The sequence below is a fragment of the Azospirillum sp. TSH64 genome, assembly GCF_003116035.1.
Lineage (GTDB): Bacteria > Pseudomonadota > Alphaproteobacteria > Azospirillales > Azospirillaceae > Azospirillum.
In genome coordinates, this window is record NZ_LGQW01000015.1 from 4,857,323 (window position 1) to 4,878,211 (window position 20,889).

Consider the following 20,889-nt stretch of genomic DNA (forward strand, 5'->3'; position numbering starts at 1 on the left):
GAACCGGATGTTCCTTACTTCTTCAGCGCCGCCACGCCCGGCAGTTCCTTGCCTTCCAGCCATTCCAGGAAGGCGCCGCCGGCGGCGGAGACGTAGGTGAACTTGTCCTCGACCCCGGCATGGGCCATCGCCGCGACGGTGTCGCCGCCGCCGGCCACCGACAGCAGGCCGCCGGCTTCGGTGCGGGCGGCGACCAGACCGGCCACCGCGTTGGTGCCGGCGTCGAAGGGCTGGATTTCGAAGGCGCCGAGCGGGCCATTCCAGACGACGGTCTTGGCGCCCTGCAGCTTCACGCCGAGGAACTCGACGGTGGCCGGGCCGACGTCGAGAGCCATCTCGTCCGCGCCGATGGCGTCGAAGGCGACGACGCGGTTGGCGGCACCGGCCTTGAACTCCTTGGCGACGACGAAGTCCTTCGGCAGCAGGATCTCGCAGTTGGAGTCCTTGGCGGTCGCCATGATGGCGCGGGCCTGGTCGGCCATGTCCTTCTCGCACAGCGAGGCGCCGACATCGGTGCCCTGGGCGAACAGGAAGGTGTTGGCCATGCCGCCGCCCAGCACCAGCAGGTCGACCTTGCGGACCATGTTGCCGAGCAGTTCCAGCTTGGTGGAGATCTTCGCACCGCCGACGACGGCGGCGACCGGGCGCTCCGGCTTCTCCAGCGCCAGCGTCAGGGCCTTCAGCTCGGCTTCCATCAGGCGGCCGGCGGCGTTCGGCAGCAGGCGGGCGACACCCTCGGTCGAGGCATGGGCACGGTGCGCGGCGGAGAAGGCGTCGTTGACGTAGATGTCGCCCAGCGCGGCCATTTCCTTGGCAAAAGCCGGGTCGTTCTTTTCCTCTTCGGCGTGGAAGCGGGTGTTCTCCAGCAGCACGATGGCGCCGTCATGCACCTTGGCGATGGCGTCCTTGGCCTTCTCGCCGACGCAATCCTCGGCGAAGGCCACCTTCTGGCCGACGGCGGCGCTGAGGGCGTCCAGCACGTTGCGCAGGGAGTTCTTGGCGTCCGGACCGTTCTTCGGGCGACCGAAATGCGACAGGACCACGACCTTGGCACCCTTGGAGGACAGCTCCTTCAGGGTGGGGGCGAGGCGGTCGATGCGGGTGGTGTCGGACACTTTGCCGTCCTGCATCGGAACGTTCAGGTCGGCGCGCACCAGCACCGTCTTGCCGCTCACCTCAAGGTCGTCGATCGTGTTGAAATCGGTCATCGTCGCACTTCCCCAATGATGGCCGGTCCCAACGGGACAGGCCGTTTCAGTTTGCGGGAACCCAACCACAGGCCTGCACGCTTTGCAACGCCCCAAGGGTGGGGTGAAATGGGGCATAATGACCCTGCAACGTCATGGTTAAACCCCTGGCCGAACGCGAGGAACCGGCGGCGTAGGTGCAGCCGATGGATGATGCAACCGCAGGCTTCTGCAACATTTCCGTAACTTGACCCTGTCCATGGGCTGTGCAAACACCCAACTGTAGGCCAATGGGCCGCAAAACGGGGGTTGAAGCGCAGGCGATGGCTGAGGCCGAGATCAACCGCGAGACGGAACTGAAGCTGGCAGCGAAGCCGGAAGACTTCGACAGGCTGCGCGCCGCTTCCGCCATCGCAGACCGGGCCACCGGTCCGGCGGCGACACGCACCCTGGAAAGCACCTATTACGACACCGAGGAGCGCCGGCTTGCCGCGCGCAAGGTGACGCTGCGGGTGCGCAAGACCGGCGACGGCTTCGTCCAGACGGTCAAGTCGGCCCCCGACGACGATGGGCTGGGCCGCGGCGAGTGGGAATGCGCGGTGACCTCCGCCGCCCCCGACCTGACGCTGATCGCCGATGCCGAGGCCATCGAGCTGCTGGGATCGCTCAGCGACTCGGAACTCCGGCCGATCTTCACCTCCATCGTCGAGCGCACCACGCAGGACGTGACGCTGGGCGAGGGCGACGGTGCCGCCGTGATCGAGGTCGCCTTCGACCGTGGCCGGATCGAGCTGCCCGACGGGCGGTCCACCGACCTCTGCGAGGTGGAGCTGGAGCTGAAGAGCGGTACGCCCGCGGCACTCTACGATCTGGCGCAGGAACTGACGCAGGCCGCCCCGCTGCGGCTTGAGATGCGGACCAAGGCGGAGCGCGGCCATGCGCTGGCCAACGGCACGGCCGACAAGGCGCTGAAGGCCGAAAAGCTGGTGCTCGACCCTGAGACGACGGTCGAGGGGGCGGTGGCGCGCATCGTGCGCGCCTGCATCGCCCACATGGTGGCGAACGAGGCGGTGACGCTGGCTGGCGAGGATCCGGAGGGCGTGCACCAGATGCGCGTCGCGCTGCGCCGGCTGCGCTCGGCCACCGCGCTGTTCCGGCCCTTCATCCCGGCCGCGCAATATCTGTGGCTGGTCGGCGAGATCAAGTGGCTGGCCGGCAGCCTGGGGCCGGCGCGCGACTGGGACGTGTTCGGCGAGGAGCTGCTGGCGCCGGTGCGCGACGCCTTCCACAAGGCCGACGGCCATGGCCGCTCGGCGGTGGAGGATCTCGATGCGCTGGCGGCGGCGGCCGAGGCCAAGCGGCTGCGCGCCTATGAGGGCGTGCGCGAGGCGATCCGCTCCGACCGCTACACCGCCTTCCTGCTGGGCGTCGGCAGCTGGGTGGAGAAGCGCGGCTGGCGCGACCAGCCGGTCAGCGAGGAATCGGTGCGGCTGTTCCAGCCGGTGATCGGGCTGGCCGACCATCTGCTGAACAAGCGCCACAAGAAGGCCAAGCGGGCCGGCCACGGCTTCGCCCATCTGCCGGTGGCCCAGCGCCACCAGCTGCGCATCGCCTTGAAGAAGCTGCGCTATGCCGTGGAGTTCTTCCGCAGCCTGTATGACGACAAGCCGGTGCGCCGCTACATCCAGCAGATGGCCGCCTTCCAGGACGCACTGGGGCATCTGAACGACGTGGCGACGGCGACCCGGCTGCTGCACGAGCTGCACGACGACGGCAGCCGCTCGGCCCCCGGCGAGCCGCGCGCCGCCGGCATCGTCATCGGCTGGCATGCCCGCGGCGTGGCCGACACCGAGGCGGCGCTGGTCGCCCTGTGGCATGATTTCATCGACACCAAGCATTTCTGGTCGAAGCCGGACGCCGGGGTGTAGAGTCCACGGCCATGCTCACGATCCTCGTCGCCAACATCAAGGGCGGCTGCGGCAAGACGACCGTCGCCACCCACCTCGCCGCCGCGTCCGCCGCGGCTGGCCTGCCCACCGTGCTGGCCGACGTGGACCGTCAGCGCTCCTCGCTCGGCTGGCTGGAGCGCCGGCCGGAGAAGGCGCCGGCGCTGGTCGGGCTCGATTGGGCCAAGGACTTCACCGACACGCCGCGCGGCATCAAGCGGCTGGTCATCGACGCGCCCGCCGCGCTGAAGACCAAGCAGATCGAGGATCTGGTGAAGATGGCCGACATCGTCGTGCTGCCGGTGCTGCCCGGCGCCTTCGACGAGCAGGCGACCCAGCGCTTCCTGGTCAAGCTCGACGAGCTGAAGCGCATCGCCAAGAAGAAAACCACGGTGGCGGTGGTCGGCAACCGCATGCGCGCCCGCACCAAGGCCGCCGACCGGCTGGACCGCTTCCTGGGCGGTATCGGCCATCAGGTGGTGACGCGGCTGCGCGACAGCCAGATCTATGCCGACGCGGCGGAAAGCGGGCTCAGCCTGTTCGACATGCCGGGCAAGCGCGCCGCCGAGCATCGCGGCGACTGGCAGCCGCTGCTGAGCTACATCGACGGGGTTTGAGGGGGGCCTCATCCCTGCGGGCAGCCCTCCTTGCGCCAGAGGGCAAGATAATCATCCAGGCCACGGCCGGGGATCTCGTCGAACCGGCGCTCCAGGGGCAGCAGCGTTTCCATGCGGTCGATGCGGAAGCTGCGGAATTCCTCGCGCAGCTCGCACCACGCCCCCAGCGTCCACACCCGGCCCCAGAAGAACAGGCCCAGCGGCTGGACCGCGCGGGCGGAATGGGTGCCATCCTGGCGCCGGTAGTCGAACATCACCACGCGCCTGGCGTTGATGGCGCAGCGCAGCACGTCCATCCGGTCGCGCAAGGCGGCGGGGAAGGAGAAGTCGGGGACGAAGACCCGGCTGTCGGCCAATTCGCGCCGCCGCGCCTCCGGAACCACCGCCTCCACCTTGTCGAGCGCGCGGGCGGCTGCATCGGCGAGCGCGCCGCCGACCCAGGCGCGGGCGAGGCGGGCGCCGACCACCAGCGCCTCGACCTCGTCCTGGGTGAACATCAGCGGCGGCAGGTCGTAGCCGTCGCGCAGCAGATAGCCGACGCCGGCCTCGCCCTCCACCGGCACGCCGGAGGAGGCGAGGTCGCGCATGTCGCGGTAGACGGTGCGCTCCGACACCTCCAGGCACCGTGCCAGTTCGGCAGCCGTCACCAGCCGCCCCTTGCGGAGATGCTGGACGATCTGGAACAGGCGGTCGGCGCGGCGCATGGCGGCGGCTCCGGCGGGCTGGCGGGGTCAGTGCATCGAATAGAGGCCGACGCGGTTGCCTTCGCTGTCGATGAACTGGGCGAAATAGCCGATTTCGGGGGTGATCAGCGTCTTCGGCACGACGATCCGGGCGCCGGCCTGCTCGGCACGGGCCAGCGGGGCGGACAGGTCGTCGCCGCCGTTCAGATAGACGGTGGTGCCGTCGGCGCTCGGCTTGCAGGCCTCGTGCTGGATCAGGCAGCCCTTGACGGCGGTGCCCTCGGCCGGGAAGACGGCCATGGTCATGCCGCTGGGGCAGGGCTCCTGGACCATCTTGGCGGCGAAGACGGTCTCGTAGAAGGCGACGGCGCGGGCGAGGTCGGTGACGGGAATCTCGAACCAGGTGACGACGTGCGGGATGTTCATCGGAGTGGCTCCTGACAGCGAGTGGGGTGGATGTTCGTGGTTCGTGCCGGCACGCCCTCTTGATAGCACGCCCCTCCTGACAGCGTGATGTCAGGAGCAATCGGCTCCCTCAATGAAAATTGCGGCCCTTGGGGAAGGGGCCTGCCGACGGGCGATCCTCGCCGGTCAGGTCTGACAGCCGGTGGGACAGGTCGATCAGCGATTCCACGCGCAGATGCACCACCCCCTCGTGGTTCTGCACCCGGCCGGTGGCGGCCATCAGCCGGGCGGTCATGATCGGGCGGCGGAAGGTCTCGAAGGCGTCGGGCATGACGACGAGGTTGGCGACCCCGGTCTCGTCCTCCAGCGTGATGAAGACGACGCCCTCGGCACTGCCCGGCCGCTGGCGGACCAGGACGAGGCCGGCGGTGGTCAGGCGGCGGCCGTCGCGCGTCTGCGCCAGCCGCTCCGCCGGGGTGATGCCGGGCAGGCCGTCGCGCAGCAGCGACAGCGGGTGGGCCTTCAGCGACAGGGACAGGCTGCCGTAATCCATCACCACATGCTCGCCGAGCGCCATGGCGGGCAGGGGGGCTTCCGGCTCCTCGGCCATCGGCCCGTCCAGGCGGGCGAACAGCGGCAGCGGCTGGTCGCCCAGCGCCCGCACCGCCCACAGCGCCGCCCGGCGGTCGAGCCCGACGGAGCGGAAGGTGTCGGCCTTGGCGAGCTTCTCCAGCGCCACGACCGGCAGGCGGGCGCGGCGCCACAGGTCGTAAGGGTCGCTGTAGCCGCCGGCACGGGAGAGGACGACCGAGTCGGCGTGGGCTTGGGTGAAACCCTTGATCAGGCGGAGACCCAGGCGGAGGGAGGACGGATCGTCCACCGCGCAATCCCAGCCCGACAGGTTCACGTCCGGCGGCAGCACCGTCACGCCATGCTCCCGCACGTCGCGGACGATCTGGGCGGGGGCGTAGAAGCCCATCGGCTGGCTGTTCAGCAGGGCGGCGGCGAAGATGGCGGGGTGGTGGCGCTTGATCCAGGCGGAGACATAGACCAGCAGGGCGAAGCTGGCGGCGTGGCTTTCCGGGAAGCCGTATTCGCCGAAGCCTTCGATCTGCTGGAAACAGCGCTCGGCGAAGGCGGGGTCGCAGCCGTTGGCGATCATGCCTGCGATGAACTTGTCGTGGAACAGCTGGACCTTTCCGGTCTTGCGGAAGGCCGCCATGGCGCGGCGCAGCTGGTCGGCCTCCTCGGCGGTGAAGCCGGCGCCGACCATGGCGACCTTCATCGCCTGTTCCTGGAACAGCGGCACGCCCAGCGTTCGGTAAAGGACCGGTTCAAGCGCCGGCATCGGGTAGGTGATGTCCTCCGCGCCGCTGCGGCGGCGCAGGTAGGGATGGACCATGCCGCCCTGGATCGGGCCGGGGCGGACGATGGCGACCTCGATCACCAGATCGTAGAATGTCTTCGGCCGCAGCCGCGGCAGCATGCTCATCTGCGCGCGGCTTTCGACCTGGAAGACACCCAGGCTGTCGGCCCGCCCCAGCATCTCGTAGACCGCGGGGTCGTCCTGGGGCAGGCTGGCGAGCGTCCAGCGTTGCCCATGCACCTGTTCGATCAGGTCGAAGGCGCGATGGATGCAGGTCAGCATGCCCAGCGCCAGCACGTCGACCTTCAGGATGCCGAGAGAGTCGATGTCGTCCTTGTCCCACTCGATGGTGCTGCGGTCCGCCATCGCCGCGTTGGCGACCGGGCAGAGATCCGACAAAGGGCCGCGGGTGATGACGAAGCCGCCGACATGCTGCGACAGGTGGCGGGGGAAGCCGATCAGCTCCTGGGCAAGTTCCAGCGTGCGCTTGAGCCTCGGGTCGTCGGGATCGACGCCAAGCGAGCGGGCGCGCTCCTCATCCACCCCCTGGCCGCTCCAGCCCCAGATCGAACCGGTCAGCCGCGCCACCAGATCGGCCGACAGCCCCATCGCCTTGCCGACCTCGCGGAGCGCGCTGCGGGCGCGGTAGCGGATGACGGTGGCGGTCAGCCCGGCGCGGGCGCGGCCGTATTTCCTGTAGAGGTACTGGATCACCTCTTCGCGCCGTTCATGTTCGAAATCGACGTCGATGTCCGGCGGCTCGCCGCGGGCGGAGGAGATGAAGCGTTCGAACAGCAGGTCGACTTCGGTCGGATCGACCGAGGTGATGCCCAGGCAATAGCAGACGGCGGAGTTGGCGGCGCTGCCGCGGCCCTGGCACAGGATGTCCTTCTTCCTGGCGAAGCGGACGATGTCGTGGACGGTCAGGAAATAGGGGGCAAAGCGCTGCTCGGCGATCAGGGCCAGTTCGCGCTCCACCGTATGGCGCACCGCATTGGGGATGCCGCCGGGGAAGCGGTCGGACGGATAGCGCTTGGCCGCCCCGTCCCAGGTCAGGGCGACCAGTGTCTCCTGCGGGTCGCGGCCCTCCGCCACCTCGTCGGGATACTCGTACCGCAGATCCTCCAGCGAGAAGCGGCAGGCCTCGGCGATCTCCAGCGTCCGGGCGACGGCGTCGGGATGGTCGCGGAACAGGCGCATCATCTCGACCGCCGGTTTCAGGTGCCGCTCGGCATTGGCGGACAGGCGCCAGCCGGCCTCGTCGATGGTGGTGTGATGGCGGATGCAGGTCATCACGTCGGCCAGAGCCCGCCGCCCGGCGCCGTGATAGAGCACGTCGTTGGTGGCGACCAGCGGCACCCCCTCCGCCTCCGCCAGTCCGGCGAGCCAGCGCAGCCGGCGGGCATCGTCGCCCTGGTAGCGGTGGCTGGCGGCCAGATAGAGCTGTCCGCGCGCCAGCCCGCCGCGCCATGCGCGCAGCTCGCGCAGCAGCGTCTCGTCGCGCCGGTCGGGGCGCCGGTCGGGGCCGAGCAGCAGGAACAGCATGCCCTCGGCATGGGCCAGCACGTCGGTGCGGGCGATGAAGCACTCGCCCTTCGGCGCCCGCATCTTGCCCAGCGTCAGCAGCCGCGACAGCCGCGCATAGGCGGCGCGGTCGGTCGGGTAGGCCAGCAGGCTGTCGGCGTCGGTCAGGTCCAGCCGGCAGCCGATCAACGGCCGGATGCCCGCCTTCTTCGCCGCCACATGCATCTGCACCACGCCGGCCAGCGAATTGCGGTCCGTCACCCCCACCGCCGCCAGCCCCAGCGCCGCCGCCGTCATCGCCAGCTCGTCAGGGTGCGACGCCCCCTCCAGAAAGCTGAAGTTGGTGGCGAGCTGCAACTCGGCATAACGGATCATGGCAGGGCTCCCCGGCGCTGGCACATGGGTGCGGACGGGGATGATAATCTGAAAATGGGACTTATGTCATCATTAAGGCAGGTTGCGGCTTTCCTGCCCTGCTCTCACTCGATATAGGATTCAACGCCCATGACGGTGAAGCCCTTGTTCTCCGGGAAGCGGGCGTTGACCTTTTCGCGGGCCTTCTTCTCGTCGAGCGCCCAAACGAGGAAGCGCCGGCCGCGCTTCCAGCTGTCGAGCGCGGTGGGGATGAGGGTGGGATTGACGCGGGTGCCGTATTCGATGTTGACCACCCGCAGGAGCCAACCCTGGTCCTTCTGGGTGCGGCGGTCGTCCAGCACATAGATGCGGCGGTCGTTGGCGCCGGCCGCCTTCAGGCGCTGCTCCAAATCCTCGCAGCCCAGCTCGGCCATCGCCTTGCGGCGGCGGGCGTCGCGCAGGTCGCGGGCCTGCTGGAGCGTGACGCGGGCGATTTTCTTGATCCGCTCGACCTGCGCCTGCTTGCGCGACACCGCGGTGGCGATCCGCTCCTCCGACGTCTTCAGGCGGCGCAGCGCCAGCAGCAGCGACACCGCCAGCGAGGCGAGGCCGACCAGACCGGAGAAGATGTAGGGCATGCTGTCCATGGCGGGTCCGGCTTTCGATGGGGGCTCAGCTGGCCTTGGCGACGGGGGTGTCGGCGGACAGGAACTCCTGCATCCGCGTCACGGCATAGCCGAAGGCGGGCGGGTAGCGCCGTTCGATCTCCGTCCGCGCCTCCGCCATCGAACGCGCCCACACCTCGATCATCTGCGGCTGCGCCCAGCTGGGATCGACCAGCGAATGCTGGCTCTGCTGGACGGCGCTGGTGCCGACATATTTGTTCACCAGCATGGCGACGTAGCAGGGGCTGCCCTGGACCTCCTCGCCGATCAGGCGGACCAGCCGCTCGCCGGACTGGCGCGCCTCCTCGATCTGGCGTTCCATCACCTTGCGGCGGCGCAGCACGTCCTCGGCCGCACCGTCCAGATCCTTCAGCTCGCGGATGCGGTCGCCGCGGCGGGCCTCCAGTTTCGTCTCCAGCTTGGCGCGGCGGGCGATGATGTCGCGCACCCCCTCCGACCCGTGGCGGCGTTCGATCGCGCGTTCGCCCAGCACGATGACGAGCTTGCCGATGCCGAACCCCAGTCCGGCCAGTCCGAAGGCGGTCATCAGCGCGTTGGTGTAGTCCTGCCACATGTGCGAACCCCCGATCGGAAATGACATACGCCAAGATGTTTCCAACGATAGGAGTAACCCTTGGCTTGTCGTCGTTCAATCGCGGCGCTGAAACGATATTACACAGTCGCCATGCCGTAAGGCCGGGGGAGGCATGATTTTATCCCGGCACAATTTTACCCCGGCGCGCGTTCGACCCGGTTGCGGCCGGCCTGCTTGGCGGCCTGCAAGGCGTGTTCGGCGCGGTGCAGGGTCTGTTCGACGCCGGGCTCATCGGGAAGCCAGTTGGCGACGCCGATGCTGGCGGTGACGGGGATCGCGCGCTCCTCCACCGGGATCGGGCTGTCGGCCAGGGCGGCGCGCACCCGTTCCGCCACAACGGCGGTGCCGGCGACGTCGGTTTCCGGCAGAAGCACGACGAACTCCTCTCCGCCCGACCGCGCGATGTGATCGGAGATGCGGAGCGCTGCCCGGATCCGCTTCACCACCGCGCGCAGCACCGCGTCGCCGACGGCATCGCCATGGGCGTCGTTGACCGTCTTGAAGCCGTCGAGGTCGAGCAGGAAGACGCCGAGGGGCCGGCCATAGCGCCGTGCCCGCGCCAGCTCCGCCGCCGCCAGTTCCAGGAAGCGGCGGCGGGTCCACACGCCGGTCAGCGGGTCCAGCGTCGCCATGCGGTTGAGGCGGACGGTCGCCTCCTCCAGCGCGCGGCCGCGTTCGGCAAGCGCCCGTTCCAGGGCCGCCAGATCGGCATAGGCGCGCAATGCCGTCACCACGCTGGTGAACAGCCGGCGCGCCGTCAGCTCGGTCTTGGCGGTGTAGCCGTCGATCTCATAGGCGAGGACCAGATCCTCCTCCGGCACGCGGGCCGGCTGGCCTGTGCGCAGGACGATGCGGATGGCGCGGTTGCCCAGATCCTCGCGGATGCGGCGGGCCAGCCGCAGGCCGGCATCCTCGGTCTCCATCACCACGTCGAGCAGGATGACGGCGATGTCCGGGGTGTCGCGCAGGATGCGTTCCGCCTCCGCAGCACTGGTGCAGTCGAGCAGGCGGACGGGGCGGCCGCGGAAGCGCAGCCGGGCGAGCGCCAGCCGGGTGACGGCATGCACCTCCGGCTCGTCGTCGGCGACCAGAACCAGCCAGGGCGGAGCGGCAGGGTCGCTGTCGCCGGTCCCGCCGGCCCCGCCGGAAAGATCCTGCGGGGTGGGAGACTCGTCCGAGGCGAACAGGAAATCGTTGGACATGGCTGCCGGCTCGGAACTGCCCACGGTGCACGCAGGAATGGAAGCACGGCCCCGGCCCCGATGCAACGGTGCCGAGTGCCGCGCCGGCGCTATGGTGTCCCGAACCCGTCGGGATGAAAATCACCGGGGATCGGTCGTGCCGGTGGCGCGTTTCGCCATTCGGTGCTTGCACGGTCACGCCAAGCCACCTTAGGCATGGCTGTGCATGGAAACGATCGGAGCGGACCGGGTATGGAAGCAAGCATGGATGGGCGGGAGCATGCGGCCAAGCTGCGCGCGCTCGCGCTGGGGGCGCTGGGTGTCGTCTATGGCGACATCGGCACCAGCCCGCTCTACACGCTGCGCGAATGCCTGACCGAGGGCGGCGGCTTCCCGCTGACGCCCGAAGTCATCCTGGGGGTGCTGTCGCTGATCTTCTGGGCGCTGATCATCACGGTGACGGTGAAATACGTCATCTTCATCATGCGCGCCGACAACCAGGGCGAAGGCGGCATCCTGGCGCTGACCGCGCTGGCGTTGCGCGGCATGCGCCCGGGGCACCGGCGGACCGGGGTCGTCATGGCCATCGGCGTGATGGGCGCCTCGCTGTTCTACGGCGACAGCCTGATCACCCCCGCCATCTCGGTGCTGAGCGCGGTGGAGGGCCTGCATGTCGTCGCCCCCGCCCTGGACAGCTATGTCATCCCGATCACGCTGACCATCCTGGTCGGGCTGTTCGTGCTGCAGCGATTCGGCACCGAGAAGGTCGGCAAGCTGTTCGGACCGGTGATGATGGTCTGGTTCCTGACGCTGGCGGTGCTGGGTCTGGGGCAGATCATCCGCTATCCCGGCGTGCTGGGCGCGGTGTGGCCCGGCCATGCGGTGGAGATGCTGTTCAACCATGGCTGGCACGGCTTCCTGCTGCTGGGTGCGGTGGTGCTGGCGGTGACCGGGGCGGAGGCGCTCTATGCCGACATGGGGCATTTCGGCCGCAAGCCGATCCGCGGCGCTTGGTACACCATCGTGCTGCCGTCGCTGCTGCTGTGCTATTTCGGCCAGGGCGCCCTGCTGCTGCACGAGCCGGAAGCCATCGAGAACCCCTTCTTCCATCTGGCGCCGGACTGGGCGCAGGTGCCGCTGCTGCTGCTGGCCACCGCCGCAACCATCATCGCCGGGCAGGCGGTGATCTCCGGCGCCTATTCGGTGACCTTGCAGGCCATGCATCTGCGCTATCTGCCGCGGATGGAGGTGATGCACACGTCGGAGCATGAGAAGGGCCAGATCTACATGCCGCAGCTGACCTGGCTGCTGCTGGCCGGCGTCATCCTGCTGGTGCTGACCTTCCAGACCTCCAGCAACCTCGCCGCCGCCTACGGCATCGCGGTGACCGGCACGATGGTGGCGACCACGCTGCTGGCCTACAAGGTGGCGCGCTCGCTCGGCCGTTGGAAGCTGTGGCAGGCGGTGCTGGCGCTGGCGGTGTTCCTGACCGTCGACATGGCGCTGTTCCTCGCCAATCTGGTGAAGGTGGAGGAGGGTGGCTGGTTCCCGCTGGTGGTGGGTGCGGCTGTCTTCCTGCTGATGGCGACGTGGCGGCGCGGGCGCGAGGTGGTGCGCAAGCGGCTGGCCGAGGATGCGCTGCCCTTCGACATGCTGCTGGAGCGGCTGAAGAGCGGGTCGGTGCAGCGGGTGCCGGGCACCGCGGTGTTCCTGACCGGCAACCCGCGCGGCCTGCCGCCGGGGCTGCTGCACAGCATGAAGCACTACAAGGTGCTGCATCAGCGCGTCGTGCTGCTGACCGTCGACATCGAGGACGTGCCGCATGTGCCGGACGAGCAGCGCTTCGAGCTGAAGGCGCTGTCGGCCGGCTTCTTCCGGCTGATCGTCCATTTCGGCTTCAAGGACGAACCGGACATCCCGGTGGCGCTGGAAAGCAAGCGCATCCCAGGATTGCCGTTCGAGCCGATGGAGACGACCTATTTCGTCAGCCGCGAGACGCTGATCCGCAGCCATGGCAAGTCCGGGCTGCCGCGCTGGCAGGAACCGCTGTTCATCTTCCTGTCGAAGCTGTCGTCCAGCGCATCGGAGTATTTCTGCATCCCGCCCAACCGGGTGGTCGAGCTGGGCATGCAGCTGGAAATCTAGGGCAGGGTTTGCCGGACAGGGTCTTGACCGCCGAATTTACCGGCCGAACGTGCCGATGAGGGCGGCGGGCGGGGGCAGTTTCTGCCGCCCCCGCCAGAAGGCCACTCGCCTCATGCCGTTAGCGGACGGTCAACACCGGACAGCCACTACCAGACAATGGACACCGGCGGTTTGTAGGCGGAGGCGGCGAACATCTGCCGCACCGCCAGTTCCAGCTTGATCTGCGCCTCCGACTTCTTGACGAAGGACAGGTCTATGTCGCCCAAGGACTTCACCATGCAGCCGGAGCGGCTGAGGTTGCGGAGCGCCGCCTGGGACGACTGCTGTTTTTCTTCGGGGATGGCTGTGATCGTGGCCGATCCCTCCGGCGGCCGGACGACATAGAGGTCGAATTTCGGCATGGGCACCCTCCGTTCTGACGAAACGTCGGGTGCCTCACCGCAAAGGCCGGGCCAACTCTTGCGCCCGGCCAACTCCTGCAAAAAAAGTCAGCGCCGGACCATCGGCGCCAGATCCTTGCGGATGCCGGCATCCAGGCGGGCGTTCAGATCGTCCATCATCCGGCGGGTCATCTCCAGGAAGGTCGCCTCGCGGTCGGCCAGCGAGATGTTCTCCGCCACGGTGGTGGAATGGGTGACGGTGGAGCGGGTCACGCCGCGGAAGCCGCCATTGCCGGTGTCCGGCACCTCGCCGGCGATCTCGACCTCGATCCGGCCGTCATAGCGCTGGGCCTGGTCGTTGGTGAAATAGCCGGTGATGCCCTTCTTGGTGGGCAGCGCCACCTCGACGATGCTGGCGTCGCGGATGGTGACGCGCACGCGGCCCGTCCCGCCGGCCGCCTGCAACCGCTCCGCCGCCCAGCGCCGCACCGCCTCGGCCGGCGGAACCGCGGAGCGGCTCTCCACATGCTTGGCCCCGACCGGACGGTAGGCGTCGACCACGTCGACGGTGCCGGCATTCAGAACGATCGGCCCGAAATTGGAAAAGTCGACCGGACGGGGCGCCGGCCGCGGCGGCGCGCTCTGGCAGGCGGCAAGCAGGAGGGTGGCCAGTCCGGCGGCGAGGGTGAAGCGGCGCGACAGCATGGGGGCTCCGGTTCTTGGGCTGCTTTCGGCAACCTGGGTTGCTGGGAAAGAAAAGGGGCGCGGCGCGGACGCCGCGCCCCCATGAACGCGTTTGTGCCGGACCCTATTCCCCGTTAGGAGGCAGGGCCATACACGCGGTCGAGATCCGCGTCGGTGAAGTGGTAGTCGGTCGAGCAGAACTGGCAGGTCACCTCGACCCGGCCGTCGTCGATCTTCAACTCCTGCACCTCTTCGCGGGGCAGGCCGCGCAGCATGGTCTCCACCCGCTCGCGCGAGCAGCGGCAGCCGAAGCGCAGGGCGTTGCCCTCATAGACCCGCACGCCGTCCTCGTGGAACAGGCGGTAGAGCAGGTCGGCGGCCGGCAGGTCGGTCGACAGCAACTCGTCGCCGGACACGCTGGCCATCAGCGCCATGGCGCGGCGCCAATCGTCCTCGTTGTCCGACGCGGTCAGCCCCTGCTCCTGTGGCAGGCGCTGGACCATGATGCCGCCGGTCCGCCAGGGGCCGAAGGAGCCGTCCGGCAGCGCCGCGCGGTCGACCGAGACGGTCAGGCCGGTGTCGATCTGCTCCGACTGGCGGAAATAATGCTGGACGCAGTCGGTCAGCGTCTTGCCGTACAGTTCGACGATGCCCTGGTAGCGGTCGGTGTCGGGGCCCTGGTCCACCGTGAAGGCGATGTAGCCCTTGCCCAGCAGGGCGGCGGCCGGGGCGATATCGACGTCCCGCTCCGCCTTTGTCAGCGCTTCCGCATCGAACTGGGCATAGGCGCGCACGTCACCGACCGAGGTGACATCGGCCACCATCAGGCGGATCGGGCCATCGCCCTTGGTCTGGAGCGTGAAGATGCCCTCATACTTCAGCATGCTGGCGAGCAGCACGGCGAGCGTCGCCGTCTCCGCCAGGAAGCGGGCGACGGTGGGCGGATAATCGTGGCGGGTCAGGATCTCGTCGATCGCCGGTCCCAGCTTGATGATGCGGCCGCGCAGGCGCGACGCCTCGATCTGGAACGGCAGGACGAAATCATCGGTGAGCGGGCGGACGGACGGATCGTCCATAGGGCAGATTCCTTAAGACAGAGACCGGTTATGCAGGCGTAGGGCCGAAGATCGGGGTGCGTAGGGGCCGAATCAAGGCCGGTAGGGCACCCATGCGAATTTGGCCCTCTCCCAGGGTGGGAAGAGGGCCAATCGAAGCGTCGAATGCAGGGATCGGGCGCGGAGGGTCAGTCCAGCACGCCCATGCACCAGCCGAGGATGGCCTTCTGGGCGTGCAGGCGGTTTTCCGCCTCGTCCCAGACCACCGAATGGCGGCCGTCGATCACGCCGTCGGTCACTTCCTCGTTCCGGTGGGCCGGCAGGCAGTGCATGAACAGCGCCTCGGGGTGCGCGTGCGCCATCAGCGCCTCGTTCACCTGATAGGGGGCGAGGATCGCCGCGCGCTCGTCCACATCGGTGTTGTGCATCGAGGCCCAGGCGTCGGTGATGACGCATTCGGCCCCACGCACCGCCTCTTCCGGGCTGTCGGTGACGACCAGGCGGCCGTTGCCCTCGCGCTCGGCCCAGGCCAGCAGCTCCGGTGACGGACCGTAGACGGTCGGGCAGGCCAGACGCAGCTCGAAGCCGAAGCGGACGGCGGCATGGGCCCAGCTGACCGCGACGTTGTTGCAGTCGCCGATCCAGGCGACGGTCCGGCCGGTGATCGGACCGCGATGCTCCTCGAAGGTCATCAGGTCGGCCATGATCTGGCAGGGGTGGGTCTGGTCGGTCAGGCCGTTGATGATCGGAATGCTGGCGTGGGCCGCCAGCTCATGCACCCGCTCCTCGCCGGTGGTGCGGACCATCACGGCGTCGACGAAGCGCGACAGCACGCGGGCGGTGTCGCCGATGGTCTCGCCGCGGCCCAACTGCATGTCGTCGGGCTTCAGCACCACGACGTTGCCGCCGAACTGCTGCATGCCGACCTCGAACGACACGCGGGTGCGGGTCGAGGGCTTCTCGAAGATCAGGGCCAGCGAGCGGCCGGCCAGCAGGGTGGAGTGGGCCAGCCGGTCCGTCTTCAGGTCGGCCTTGATGCGCACGGCATGGTCGAGCAGGCGGCGCAGGGTGGCGCCGTCCATCCGGTCGATGTCGAGAAAATGCCGGACTGTCTTGTTGTCGCCGCTCATCCCACGCACTCCTGCGCCGTCCGGTCGAGAATCCCGACGGCTTCGTTCACTTCGGCTTCGCCGATGGTCAGGGGCGGCAGCAGCCGCACCACATTCTCGCCGGCCGGAACCGACAGCAGGCCGTTGGCGCGCAGCTTCGCCACCACCTCGCCGACCGGCTGGCCCAGCTTGAGGCCCAGCATCAGGCCCTGGCCGCGCAGTTCCAGGAACATCGACGGATGCTTGGCGATCAGCTCCTCCAGGCGGCCGCGCAGCAGGATCGACGTCTTCTGCACCTCGTCCAGGAAGCCCGGCGCCAGCATGACGTCCAGCACGGCGTTGCCGACGGCGGTCGCCAGCGGGTTGCCGCCATAGGTCGAGCCGTGGGTGCCGGCGGTCATGCCGGACGCCGCACGCTCGGTCGCAAGGCAGGCGCCGAGCGGGAAGCCGCCGCCGATGCCCTTGGCGACGCACATGACGTCCGGCGTGATGCCGGCCCATTCATGGGCGAACAGCTTGCCAGTGCGGCCCATGCCGCACTGGATCTCGTCGAGGAACAGCAGCAGGCCATGCTCGTCGCACAGCGCGCGCAGCCCGCGCAGGAACTCCACCGAGCCGGCGCGGATGCCGCCCTCGCCCTGGATCGGCTCGACGCAGATGCCGCCGGTCTGGGGCGTGATCGCGGCGCGCACGGCGTCGAGATCGCCGAACGGCACTTGGTCGAAGCCGTCCAGCAGCGGGTCGAAGCCGTGCACCAGCTTCTCCTGCTTGGCGGCCGAGATGGCGCCCAGCGTGCGGCCGTGGAAGGCCTGCTCGAAGGTGATGATACGGTTCTTCTGCGGGTTGCCGCTGTCGTAATGGTACTTGCGGACGGCCTTGGCGCCGCATTCCCAGGCTTCCGCACCGGAGTTCGTGAAGAACACCGTGTCGGCGAAGGTCACCTCGGTCAGGCGCTTGCCCAGGCTCTCCTGCCCGGCGACCCGGAACAGGTTGGAGGTGTGCCACAGCTTCTGCGCCTGCTCGGTCAGCTTCTCGACCAGATAGGGATGCGCGTGACCCAGGGCGTTCACCGCGACGCCGGCGGCGAAGTCGAGGAATCGTCGCCCGTCGGTCGCGTAGAGATACGGACCTTCACCGCGCTCGAAAACGACATCGGCGCGGGCGTATGTGGGCATAACGACGGGGATCACGGCCTTGGTCTCCCAAAAAAGGAAAATCCGGCGGCCAATGCCTGACCGCCGGGAACGGCAAATATCCGGAGATTGATGGGTTCTGTCAACGGACAGGGGTGAAAAAGCGCTGTTTTCGCAGCGTCTTCACGCCTTAAGCTTGTAGCCGGTCTTGAACATGCGCCAGGCGAGCCACCACAGGCCGGCATTCACGCCCAGCATCACCGCCACGCCCAGCCAGCGCGCCCCGTCGGACACCCCGATGAAGCCGTAGCGGAAGCCGTCGATCATGTAGAAGAACGGGTCGAAATGCGCGACCCACCAGAAGACCGGCGGCAGGGTATCGACCGAATAGAAGGTGCCGGACAGGAAGGACAGCGGCGTCACCACGAAGTTGGTCACCGCGGCGATGTTGTCGAACTTCTCCGACCAGACGCCGCCGACCAGACCCAGCAGCGACAGCAGCATCGACGCCATCACCGCATGGAACAGGACGAAGCCCGGATGCGGCATGTGCATCGGGATCACCGCCCAGATGGCGAGGCCCGTCACCAGACCGACCACGATGCCGCGGGTGACGCCGCCCAGCACGAAGCCGCTGACCAGCTCCATCGGCGACAAGGGCGGCATCAGGATGTCGACGATGTTGCCCTGGACCTTGGCGATCACCACGGAGGAGGAGGTGTTGGCGAAGGCGTTCTGCACCATCGCCATCATGATCAGGCCGGGAGCCAGGAACTCCAGGTAAGGTGTTGCGCCGACCATCCGCACCGCCGACCCCAGCGACAGGGCGAACACCGCGTAATAGAGCAGCGTCGTCACCACCGGCGCCCAGACGGTCTGCTGGTGCACCTTGATGAAGCGCCGCACCTCGCGTGCATAGAGCGTCCACAGGCCGATCCAGTTGACGGAACCGACATTGCGCGGCATGGGAGGAAGGGGAAGGGTCATCGCGTCACGATCTGCCTTTTGGGAACCGGCACCTGTGGTTTCGGCGCCCTTGGGGGAGCCGAGTGAGGGCCGGAACTGTTTCGCCAGGAAAGGGCGCCGGGTGGGTCACGGACCGCCAGTAAGGCCACGGACTGTACGTGCGGCCTGCCCGTCCGGCAACCGCCGCCGCCGAAGGGACTGCCATGAACACCGACGACAAGCGTTCCGTTCCCCCCGCCCGCTCGCCGGCGAGGAAGCCGCCGAAGCGGGTCACGCCGCAATATCTGGAGAACGCGGCGCTGCATTATCTGGAGCGCTTCGCCAGTTCGACATCCAACCTGCGCCGGGTGCTGATGCGCAAGGTCGACCTGTCGGCCAAGGCCCACGGCACCGACCGCGAGGAGGGGGCCCGCTGGATCGACGAGCTGCTGGCGCGCTATGTCCGCAGCGGCCTGCTGAACGACGAGACCTATGCCCGGATGCGCACCGAAAGCCTGCACCGCCGTGGCGCCTCCACCCGGCTGATCGCCCAGAAGCTGGCCGGCAAGGGCATCGGCCGCGACGAGGCCGACAAGGCGCTGGACAGCCTGCGCGAGGATGTCGGGCCGGACTTGGACCTGACGGCGGCACTGGCGCTGGCGAAGCGGCGGCGGCTGGGACCCTACCGGCGTCCGGAGCAGCGCGAGTCGCAGCGGGAGAAGGACATGGCGGCGCTGGGCCGCGCCGGCTTCGGCTATGAGATCGCCCGGCGGGTGGTGGATGCCGAGGATCCGGACGGGCTGCTGGAAGAGTAGGGCGGCGGCCGATGAAATGTTGATGATGGAACGGCGTGGAACATCTTTCCGGAGATGTTCCATGGTTCACATCGCAAGAAATGAGAGGCCCTGAAACGACGAAACGCGCGGCACCCTTTCGGATGTCGCGCGCCGCTCTCTTACCGGGAGTCGGAATCGTCCTGTACGCGTCCTAAACTTCTTCAGCGGAGCGGCAAGCGCCCCGCGTCAGCACACCAAACGCGCCCCAGAATCGGGGAAGCGATCAGGCCGCGGCCTGCTGCTTCTCCTGCGCCTTGGAGATCCGGCGCTTGATGCGACGGGCATCCAGGCTCAGCACCGCGTCCTTCGCATCGAGCAGGAAGGCGTCGAGGCCGCCCTTGTGCTCGATCGAGCGGATCGCGTTCACCGAGAGGCGCAGACGCACCAGCTGACCCAGGCTGTCGCTGAGCAGCGACGTTTCCTGGAGGTTCGGCTGGAAGCGGCGACGATTCTTGTTGTTGGCGTGGCTGACGTTGTTGCCAAACTGCGTGCCCTTGCCGGTCACGGAGCACCGACGTGCCATCGGACTGTTCCTTTATTTTAGCAAATGAAACCCGGTAACGGACGGCCTGCCGCCCGAAGGAGGCCGCTATATAGTCGAACAAAAGCGCCGTCGTCAAGCCTGTCGTCAAGCCGGGAACCGCGATGAAACCGTTAAAGCCCGAGTCGTCGCGGGATTGTGGAGAGTCGAAGCGCGGCGGCCTCTTCGATCCGACGAAGAGACGAGCCGCGCCAATCTTGCGCCGACCGGTGTCAGTTCACGGTCGGGGAGGTCTTCGACGCCGGCTTGGCGGCCAGCGGCTTGGCGGGGCGGCGCTGCGCCGGCTTGGCCACCGCCTTCGCCTCGGCGGCGATTGCCGCGGCGGGGGCGGCCGTCTCGGCCTTCACCGTCTCGACCAGTTCCTTCACCGGAACCTCGACCGGGTCGGCGGCCGGAGCGGCAACGGTGGCGGCGACCGGGGCGGTCTCGGCAGCCACGGCCGGAACCGGGGCAGCGGCCTCGACCTTCGGGGCCTCGACCTCCGGCGCCGGGGCAATCACCAGGGCTGCCGCCGGCGCCGCCTTCGGAGCCTCGGCCTTCGGGGCCGGGGCAGCGACGGGGGCCGCGGTGGGGGCAGCCTCCGCGGCCGGAGCCGGCAGGGTGGTGATCTCGGCGGCGATCTTGCTGGAGACGTCCAGGAAGCCCTGCACGCTCTCGGTCACGCGGGCCTGGGTGGTGGACAGCCAGTCGCGTTGAAGAGCGGCCAGATCGGCGGCGTTGCGGGCCTTGCCCAGCCCGGCGGCCAGGCGGCTGGCGTCGTTGACCGAGGCGGTGACGCCGTCGAACCAGCGGCGGTAGCCATCCTGCACCAGCGTGGCGACGCGGGCGGACTTGGCGGCGGCGGTGGCGGCAGTGGTCTGGGCGTTGGTCTTGAACAGGTTCAGGACGTTGGCGGGGGTCGGCTGAGCGGTCATGGCGTTGTCTCCCGTAGAGCAAGGCATATTGGCGGAAACGGAAAGGCCGCTCCGGCGTAACCCCAGGAGACCGCGGGCACCCCGGCCCAAGCAACGGAGGCTGATCGACAAAGTCGAATCGGCGCACGTCGCCCCTTTCCCGCCCGGTGCAGAATAGCCCTACGGTTGGTGCGGTGCAACGGATTTGTTGCGGTGCAACATAAGCTGAACGGTTTATGCCCCGTTGGATCAGATGGTTTCCGTCCGGTCGAGGAAGCGCCCAAGAAGGGTGTGGGCCGCCGCCGCGGGGATGGTGGTTCCGGCGGTCACCTCCGCCTCGAGTCGCGCCAGATCGGCCCGCACCGCCGGGTGGGCGCGGAACCGGTCGATCAGCGTCTCGCGGATCTCGCTCCACAGCCAGGCGCGGGCCTGCTCCGCCCGGCGGGTGGCGCGGGCGCCATTGGCCTCGGTCAGCGCCTTGTGCTCGCCGATGGTGTCCCAAATCGTGTCGATGCCGATCTTCTTGAAGGCGGAGCAGCTGAGAACCGGCACCCGCCAGTCACCATGGCGCAGCAGGGTCAACGCGTGGCGGTAGTCGGCGACGGTGTGGCGGGCGGGGGGGGCGGGATCGCCGTCGGCCTTGTT

The 20,889-nt window shown here is 68.5% G+C and carries 19 protein-coding genes and 1 pseudogene; 4 read left to right on the plus strand and 16 right to left on the minus strand.

Translation table 11 applies throughout. The features are described 5' to 3' along the window. Positions 1-14: 14 nt before the first annotated feature. Entirely contained in the window at positions 15-1,208 is a 1,194-nt protein-coding gene (locus tag TSH64_RS23335) for a phosphoglycerate kinase (protein WP_109448642.1), read from the minus strand. A gap of 302 nt (positions 1,209-1,510) precedes the next feature. Between TSH64_RS23335 and TSH64_RS23340 the strand changes: the two genes are divergently transcribed. Beyond that, positions 1,511-3,115, plus strand: a complete 1,605-nt coding sequence (locus TSH64_RS23340) for a CYTH and CHAD domain-containing protein (RefSeq protein WP_109448644.1) — start codon at positions 1,511-1,513, stop codon at positions 3,113-3,115. Positions 3,116-3,126: 11 nt separating this feature from the next. Then, a complete protein-coding gene (locus TSH64_RS23345) occupies positions 3,127-3,750 on the plus strand; it encodes a ParA family protein (RefSeq protein ID WP_109448646.1) in 624 nt (207 codons plus the stop codon). Between the two features lie 8 nt (positions 3,751-3,758). Here TSH64_RS23345 and TSH64_RS23350 read toward each other — a convergent pair whose 3' ends face one another. The 6 genes from TSH64_RS23350 to TSH64_RS23375 all read right to left on the minus strand — a co-directional run bounded on the left by TSH64_RS23350 (position 3,759) and on the right by TSH64_RS23375 (position 10,544). Beyond that, positions 3,759-4,454 carry a YafY family protein gene (locus TSH64_RS23350; RefSeq protein WP_109448648.1) on the minus strand — a complete coding sequence of 232 codons (696 nt, stop codon included), beginning with the start codon at positions 4,452-4,454 and terminating at the stop codon, positions 3,759-3,761. Between the two features lie 27 nt (positions 4,455-4,481). Beyond that, the gene (locus tag TSH64_RS23355) at positions 4,482-4,859 is read right to left on the minus strand and encodes a VOC family protein (RefSeq protein WP_109448650.1); all 378 of its coding nucleotides are present in this window, start codon (positions 4,857-4,859) and stop codon (positions 4,482-4,484) included. A 109-nt stretch (positions 4,860-4,968) separates the two neighbouring features. Further along, positions 4,969-8,103 (minus strand): error-prone DNA polymerase, encoded by a 3,135-nt coding sequence (locus tag TSH64_RS23360; RefSeq protein WP_109448652.1) that lies wholly within the window; start codon positions 8,101-8,103, stop codon positions 4,969-4,971. Positions 8,104-8,207: 104 nt separating this feature from the next. Then, complete coding sequence (locus tag TSH64_RS23365) at positions 8,208-8,729, minus strand: hypothetical protein (protein WP_109051946.1); 522 nt, start codon at positions 8,727-8,729, stop codon at positions 8,208-8,210. 25 nt (positions 8,730-8,754) lie between these two features. Next, entirely contained in the window at positions 8,755-9,321 is a 567-nt protein-coding gene (locus TSH64_RS23370) for a hypothetical protein (RefSeq protein WP_109452961.1), read from the minus strand. A gap of 155 nt (positions 9,322-9,476) precedes the next feature. Beyond that, positions 9,477-10,544, minus strand: coding sequence for a diguanylate cyclase (locus tag TSH64_RS23375; protein ID WP_109448654.1), 1,068 nt, complete (start codon positions 10,542-10,544; stop codon positions 9,477-9,479). A gap of 231 nt (positions 10,545-10,775) precedes the next feature. On the opposite strand from TSH64_RS23375, the gene TSH64_RS23380 reads away from it, so the two are divergent. Beyond that, positions 10,776-12,668, plus strand: a complete 1,893-nt coding sequence (locus TSH64_RS23380; RefSeq protein WP_109448656.1) for a potassium transporter Kup — start codon at positions 10,776-10,778, stop codon at positions 12,666-12,668. Positions 12,669-12,814: 146 nt separating this feature from the next. Here the strand turns inward: TSH64_RS23380 and TSH64_RS23385 are convergent, their stop codons facing one another. The 6 genes from TSH64_RS23385 to TSH64_RS23410 form a co-directional block, all read right to left on the minus strand. Beyond that, on the minus strand, positions 12,815-13,069 hold the full coding sequence (locus TSH64_RS23385) for a hypothetical protein (RefSeq protein ID WP_109448658.1): 255 nt from the start codon (positions 13,067-13,069) through the stop codon (positions 12,815-12,817). Between the two features lie 87 nt (positions 13,070-13,156). Further along, complete coding sequence (locus TSH64_RS23390) at positions 13,157-13,753, minus strand: hypothetical protein (protein ID WP_109448660.1); 597 nt, start codon at positions 13,751-13,753, stop codon at positions 13,157-13,159. 113 nt (positions 13,754-13,866) lie between these two features. After that, positions 13,867-14,808 (minus strand): Hsp33 family molecular chaperone, encoded by a 942-nt coding sequence (locus TSH64_RS23395; RefSeq protein ID WP_109448662.1) that lies wholly within the window; start codon positions 14,806-14,808, stop codon positions 13,867-13,869. Between the two features lie 167 nt (positions 14,809-14,975). Continuing rightward, on the minus strand, positions 14,976-15,917 hold the full coding sequence (gene argF, locus TSH64_RS23400) for an ornithine carbamoyltransferase (RefSeq protein ID WP_109448664.1): 942 nt from the start codon (positions 15,915-15,917) through the stop codon (positions 14,976-14,978). Then, the gene (locus TSH64_RS23405; protein WP_109448666.1) at positions 15,914-17,086 is read right to left on the minus strand and encodes an aspartate aminotransferase family protein; all 1,173 of its coding nucleotides are present in this window, start codon (positions 17,084-17,086) and stop codon (positions 15,914-15,916) included. The genes argF and TSH64_RS23405 overlap by 4 nt, the downstream gene beginning before the upstream one ends. 126 nt (positions 17,087-17,212) lie before the next feature. After that, on the minus strand, positions 17,213-18,016 hold the full coding sequence (locus TSH64_RS23410) for an ABC transporter permease (protein WP_109051954.1): 804 nt from the start codon (positions 18,014-18,016) through the stop codon (positions 17,213-17,215). 182 nt (positions 18,017-18,198) lie between these two features. Between TSH64_RS23410 and TSH64_RS23415 the strand changes: the two genes are divergently transcribed. Continuing rightward, the gene (locus tag TSH64_RS23415) at positions 18,199-18,789 is read left to right on the plus strand and encodes a regulatory protein RecX (protein ID WP_109448668.1); all 591 of its coding nucleotides are present in this window, start codon (positions 18,199-18,201) and stop codon (positions 18,787-18,789) included. Between the two features lie 244 nt (positions 18,790-19,033). On the opposite strand, the gene rpmB is transcribed toward TSH64_RS23415, so the two are convergent. The 3 genes and pseudogenes from rpmB to TSH64_RS23430 form a co-directional block, all read right to left on the minus strand. Continuing rightward, positions 19,034-19,333 carry a 50S ribosomal protein L28 gene (gene rpmB, locus TSH64_RS23420; RefSeq protein WP_012973047.1) on the minus strand — a complete coding sequence of 100 codons (300 nt, stop codon included), beginning with the start codon at positions 19,331-19,333 and terminating at the stop codon, positions 19,034-19,036. 230 nt (positions 19,334-19,563) lie between these two features. Continuing rightward, positions 19,564-20,265 (minus strand): hypothetical protein, encoded by a 702-nt coding sequence (locus tag TSH64_RS23425; protein ID WP_109448670.1) that lies wholly within the window; start codon positions 20,263-20,265, stop codon positions 19,564-19,566. A 228-nt stretch (positions 20,266-20,493) separates the two neighbouring features. Further along, positions 20,494-20,889: pseudogene (locus TSH64_RS23430) on the minus strand (methylmalonyl Co-A mutase-associated GTPase MeaB); the annotation flags it as partial.

What these genes read in the sequence shown, in the direction of transcription:
- TSH64_RS23335 (WP_109448642.1), bottom strand. Translation starts at nt 1,208, where the DNA reads ATGACCGATTTCAACACGATCGACGACCTTGAGGTGAGCGGCAAGACG.
- TSH64_RS23340 (WP_109448644.1), top strand. Translation starts at nt 1,511, where the DNA reads ATGGCTGAGGCCGAGATCAACCGCGAGACGGAACTGAAGCTGGCAGCG.
- TSH64_RS23345 (WP_109448646.1), top strand. Translation starts at nt 3,127, where the DNA reads ATGCTCACGATCCTCGTCGCCAACATCAAGGGCGGCTGCGGCAAGACG.
- TSH64_RS23350 (WP_109448648.1), bottom strand. Translation starts at nt 4,454, where the DNA reads ATGCGCCGCGCCGACCGCCTGTTCCAGATCGTCCAGCATCTCCGCAAG.
- TSH64_RS23355 (WP_109448650.1), bottom strand. Translation starts at nt 4,859, where the DNA reads ATGAACATCCCGCACGTCGTCACCTGGTTCGAGATTCCCGTCACCGAC.
- TSH64_RS23360 (WP_109448652.1), bottom strand. Translation starts at nt 8,103, where the DNA reads ATGATCCGTTATGCCGAGTTGCAGCTCGCCACCAACTTCAGCTTTCTG.
- TSH64_RS23365 (WP_109051946.1), bottom strand. Translation starts at nt 8,729, where the DNA reads ATGGACAGCATGCCCTACATCTTCTCCGGTCTGGTCGGCCTCGCCTCG.
- TSH64_RS23370 (WP_109452961.1), bottom strand. Translation starts at nt 9,321, where the DNA reads ATGTGGCAGGACTACACCAACGCGCTGATGACCGCCTTCGGACTGGCC.
- TSH64_RS23375 (WP_109448654.1), bottom strand. Translation starts at nt 10,544, where the DNA reads ATGTCCAACGATTTCCTGTTCGCCTCGGACGAGTCTCCCACCCCGCAG.
- TSH64_RS23380 (WP_109448656.1), top strand. Translation starts at nt 10,776, where the DNA reads ATGGAAGCAAGCATGGATGGGCGGGAGCATGCGGCCAAGCTGCGCGCG.
- TSH64_RS23385 (WP_109448658.1), bottom strand. Translation starts at nt 13,069, where the DNA reads ATGCCGAAATTCGACCTCTATGTCGTCCGGCCGCCGGAGGGATCGGCC.
- TSH64_RS23390 (WP_109448660.1), bottom strand. Translation starts at nt 13,753, where the DNA reads ATGCTGTCGCGCCGCTTCACCCTCGCCGCCGGACTGGCCACCCTCCTG.
- TSH64_RS23395 (WP_109448662.1), bottom strand. Translation starts at nt 14,808, where the DNA reads ATGGACGATCCGTCCGTCCGCCCGCTCACCGATGATTTCGTCCTGCCG.
- argF (WP_109448664.1), bottom strand. Translation starts at nt 15,917, where the DNA reads ATGAGCGGCGACAACAAGACAGTCCGGCATTTTCTCGACATCGACCGG.
- TSH64_RS23410 (WP_109051954.1), bottom strand. Translation starts at nt 18,016, where the DNA reads ATGACCCTTCCCCTTCCTCCCATGCCGCGCAATGTCGGTTCCGTCAAC.
- TSH64_RS23415 (WP_109448668.1), top strand. Translation starts at nt 18,199, where the DNA reads ATGAACACCGACGACAAGCGTTCCGTTCCCCCCGCCCGCTCGCCGGCG.
- rpmB (WP_012973047.1), bottom strand. Translation starts at nt 19,333, where the DNA reads ATGGCACGTCGGTGCTCCGTGACCGGCAAGGGCACGCAGTTTGGCAAC.
- TSH64_RS23425 (WP_109448670.1), bottom strand. Translation starts at nt 20,265, where the DNA reads ATGACCGCTCAGCCGACCCCCGCCAACGTCCTGAACCTGTTCAAGACC.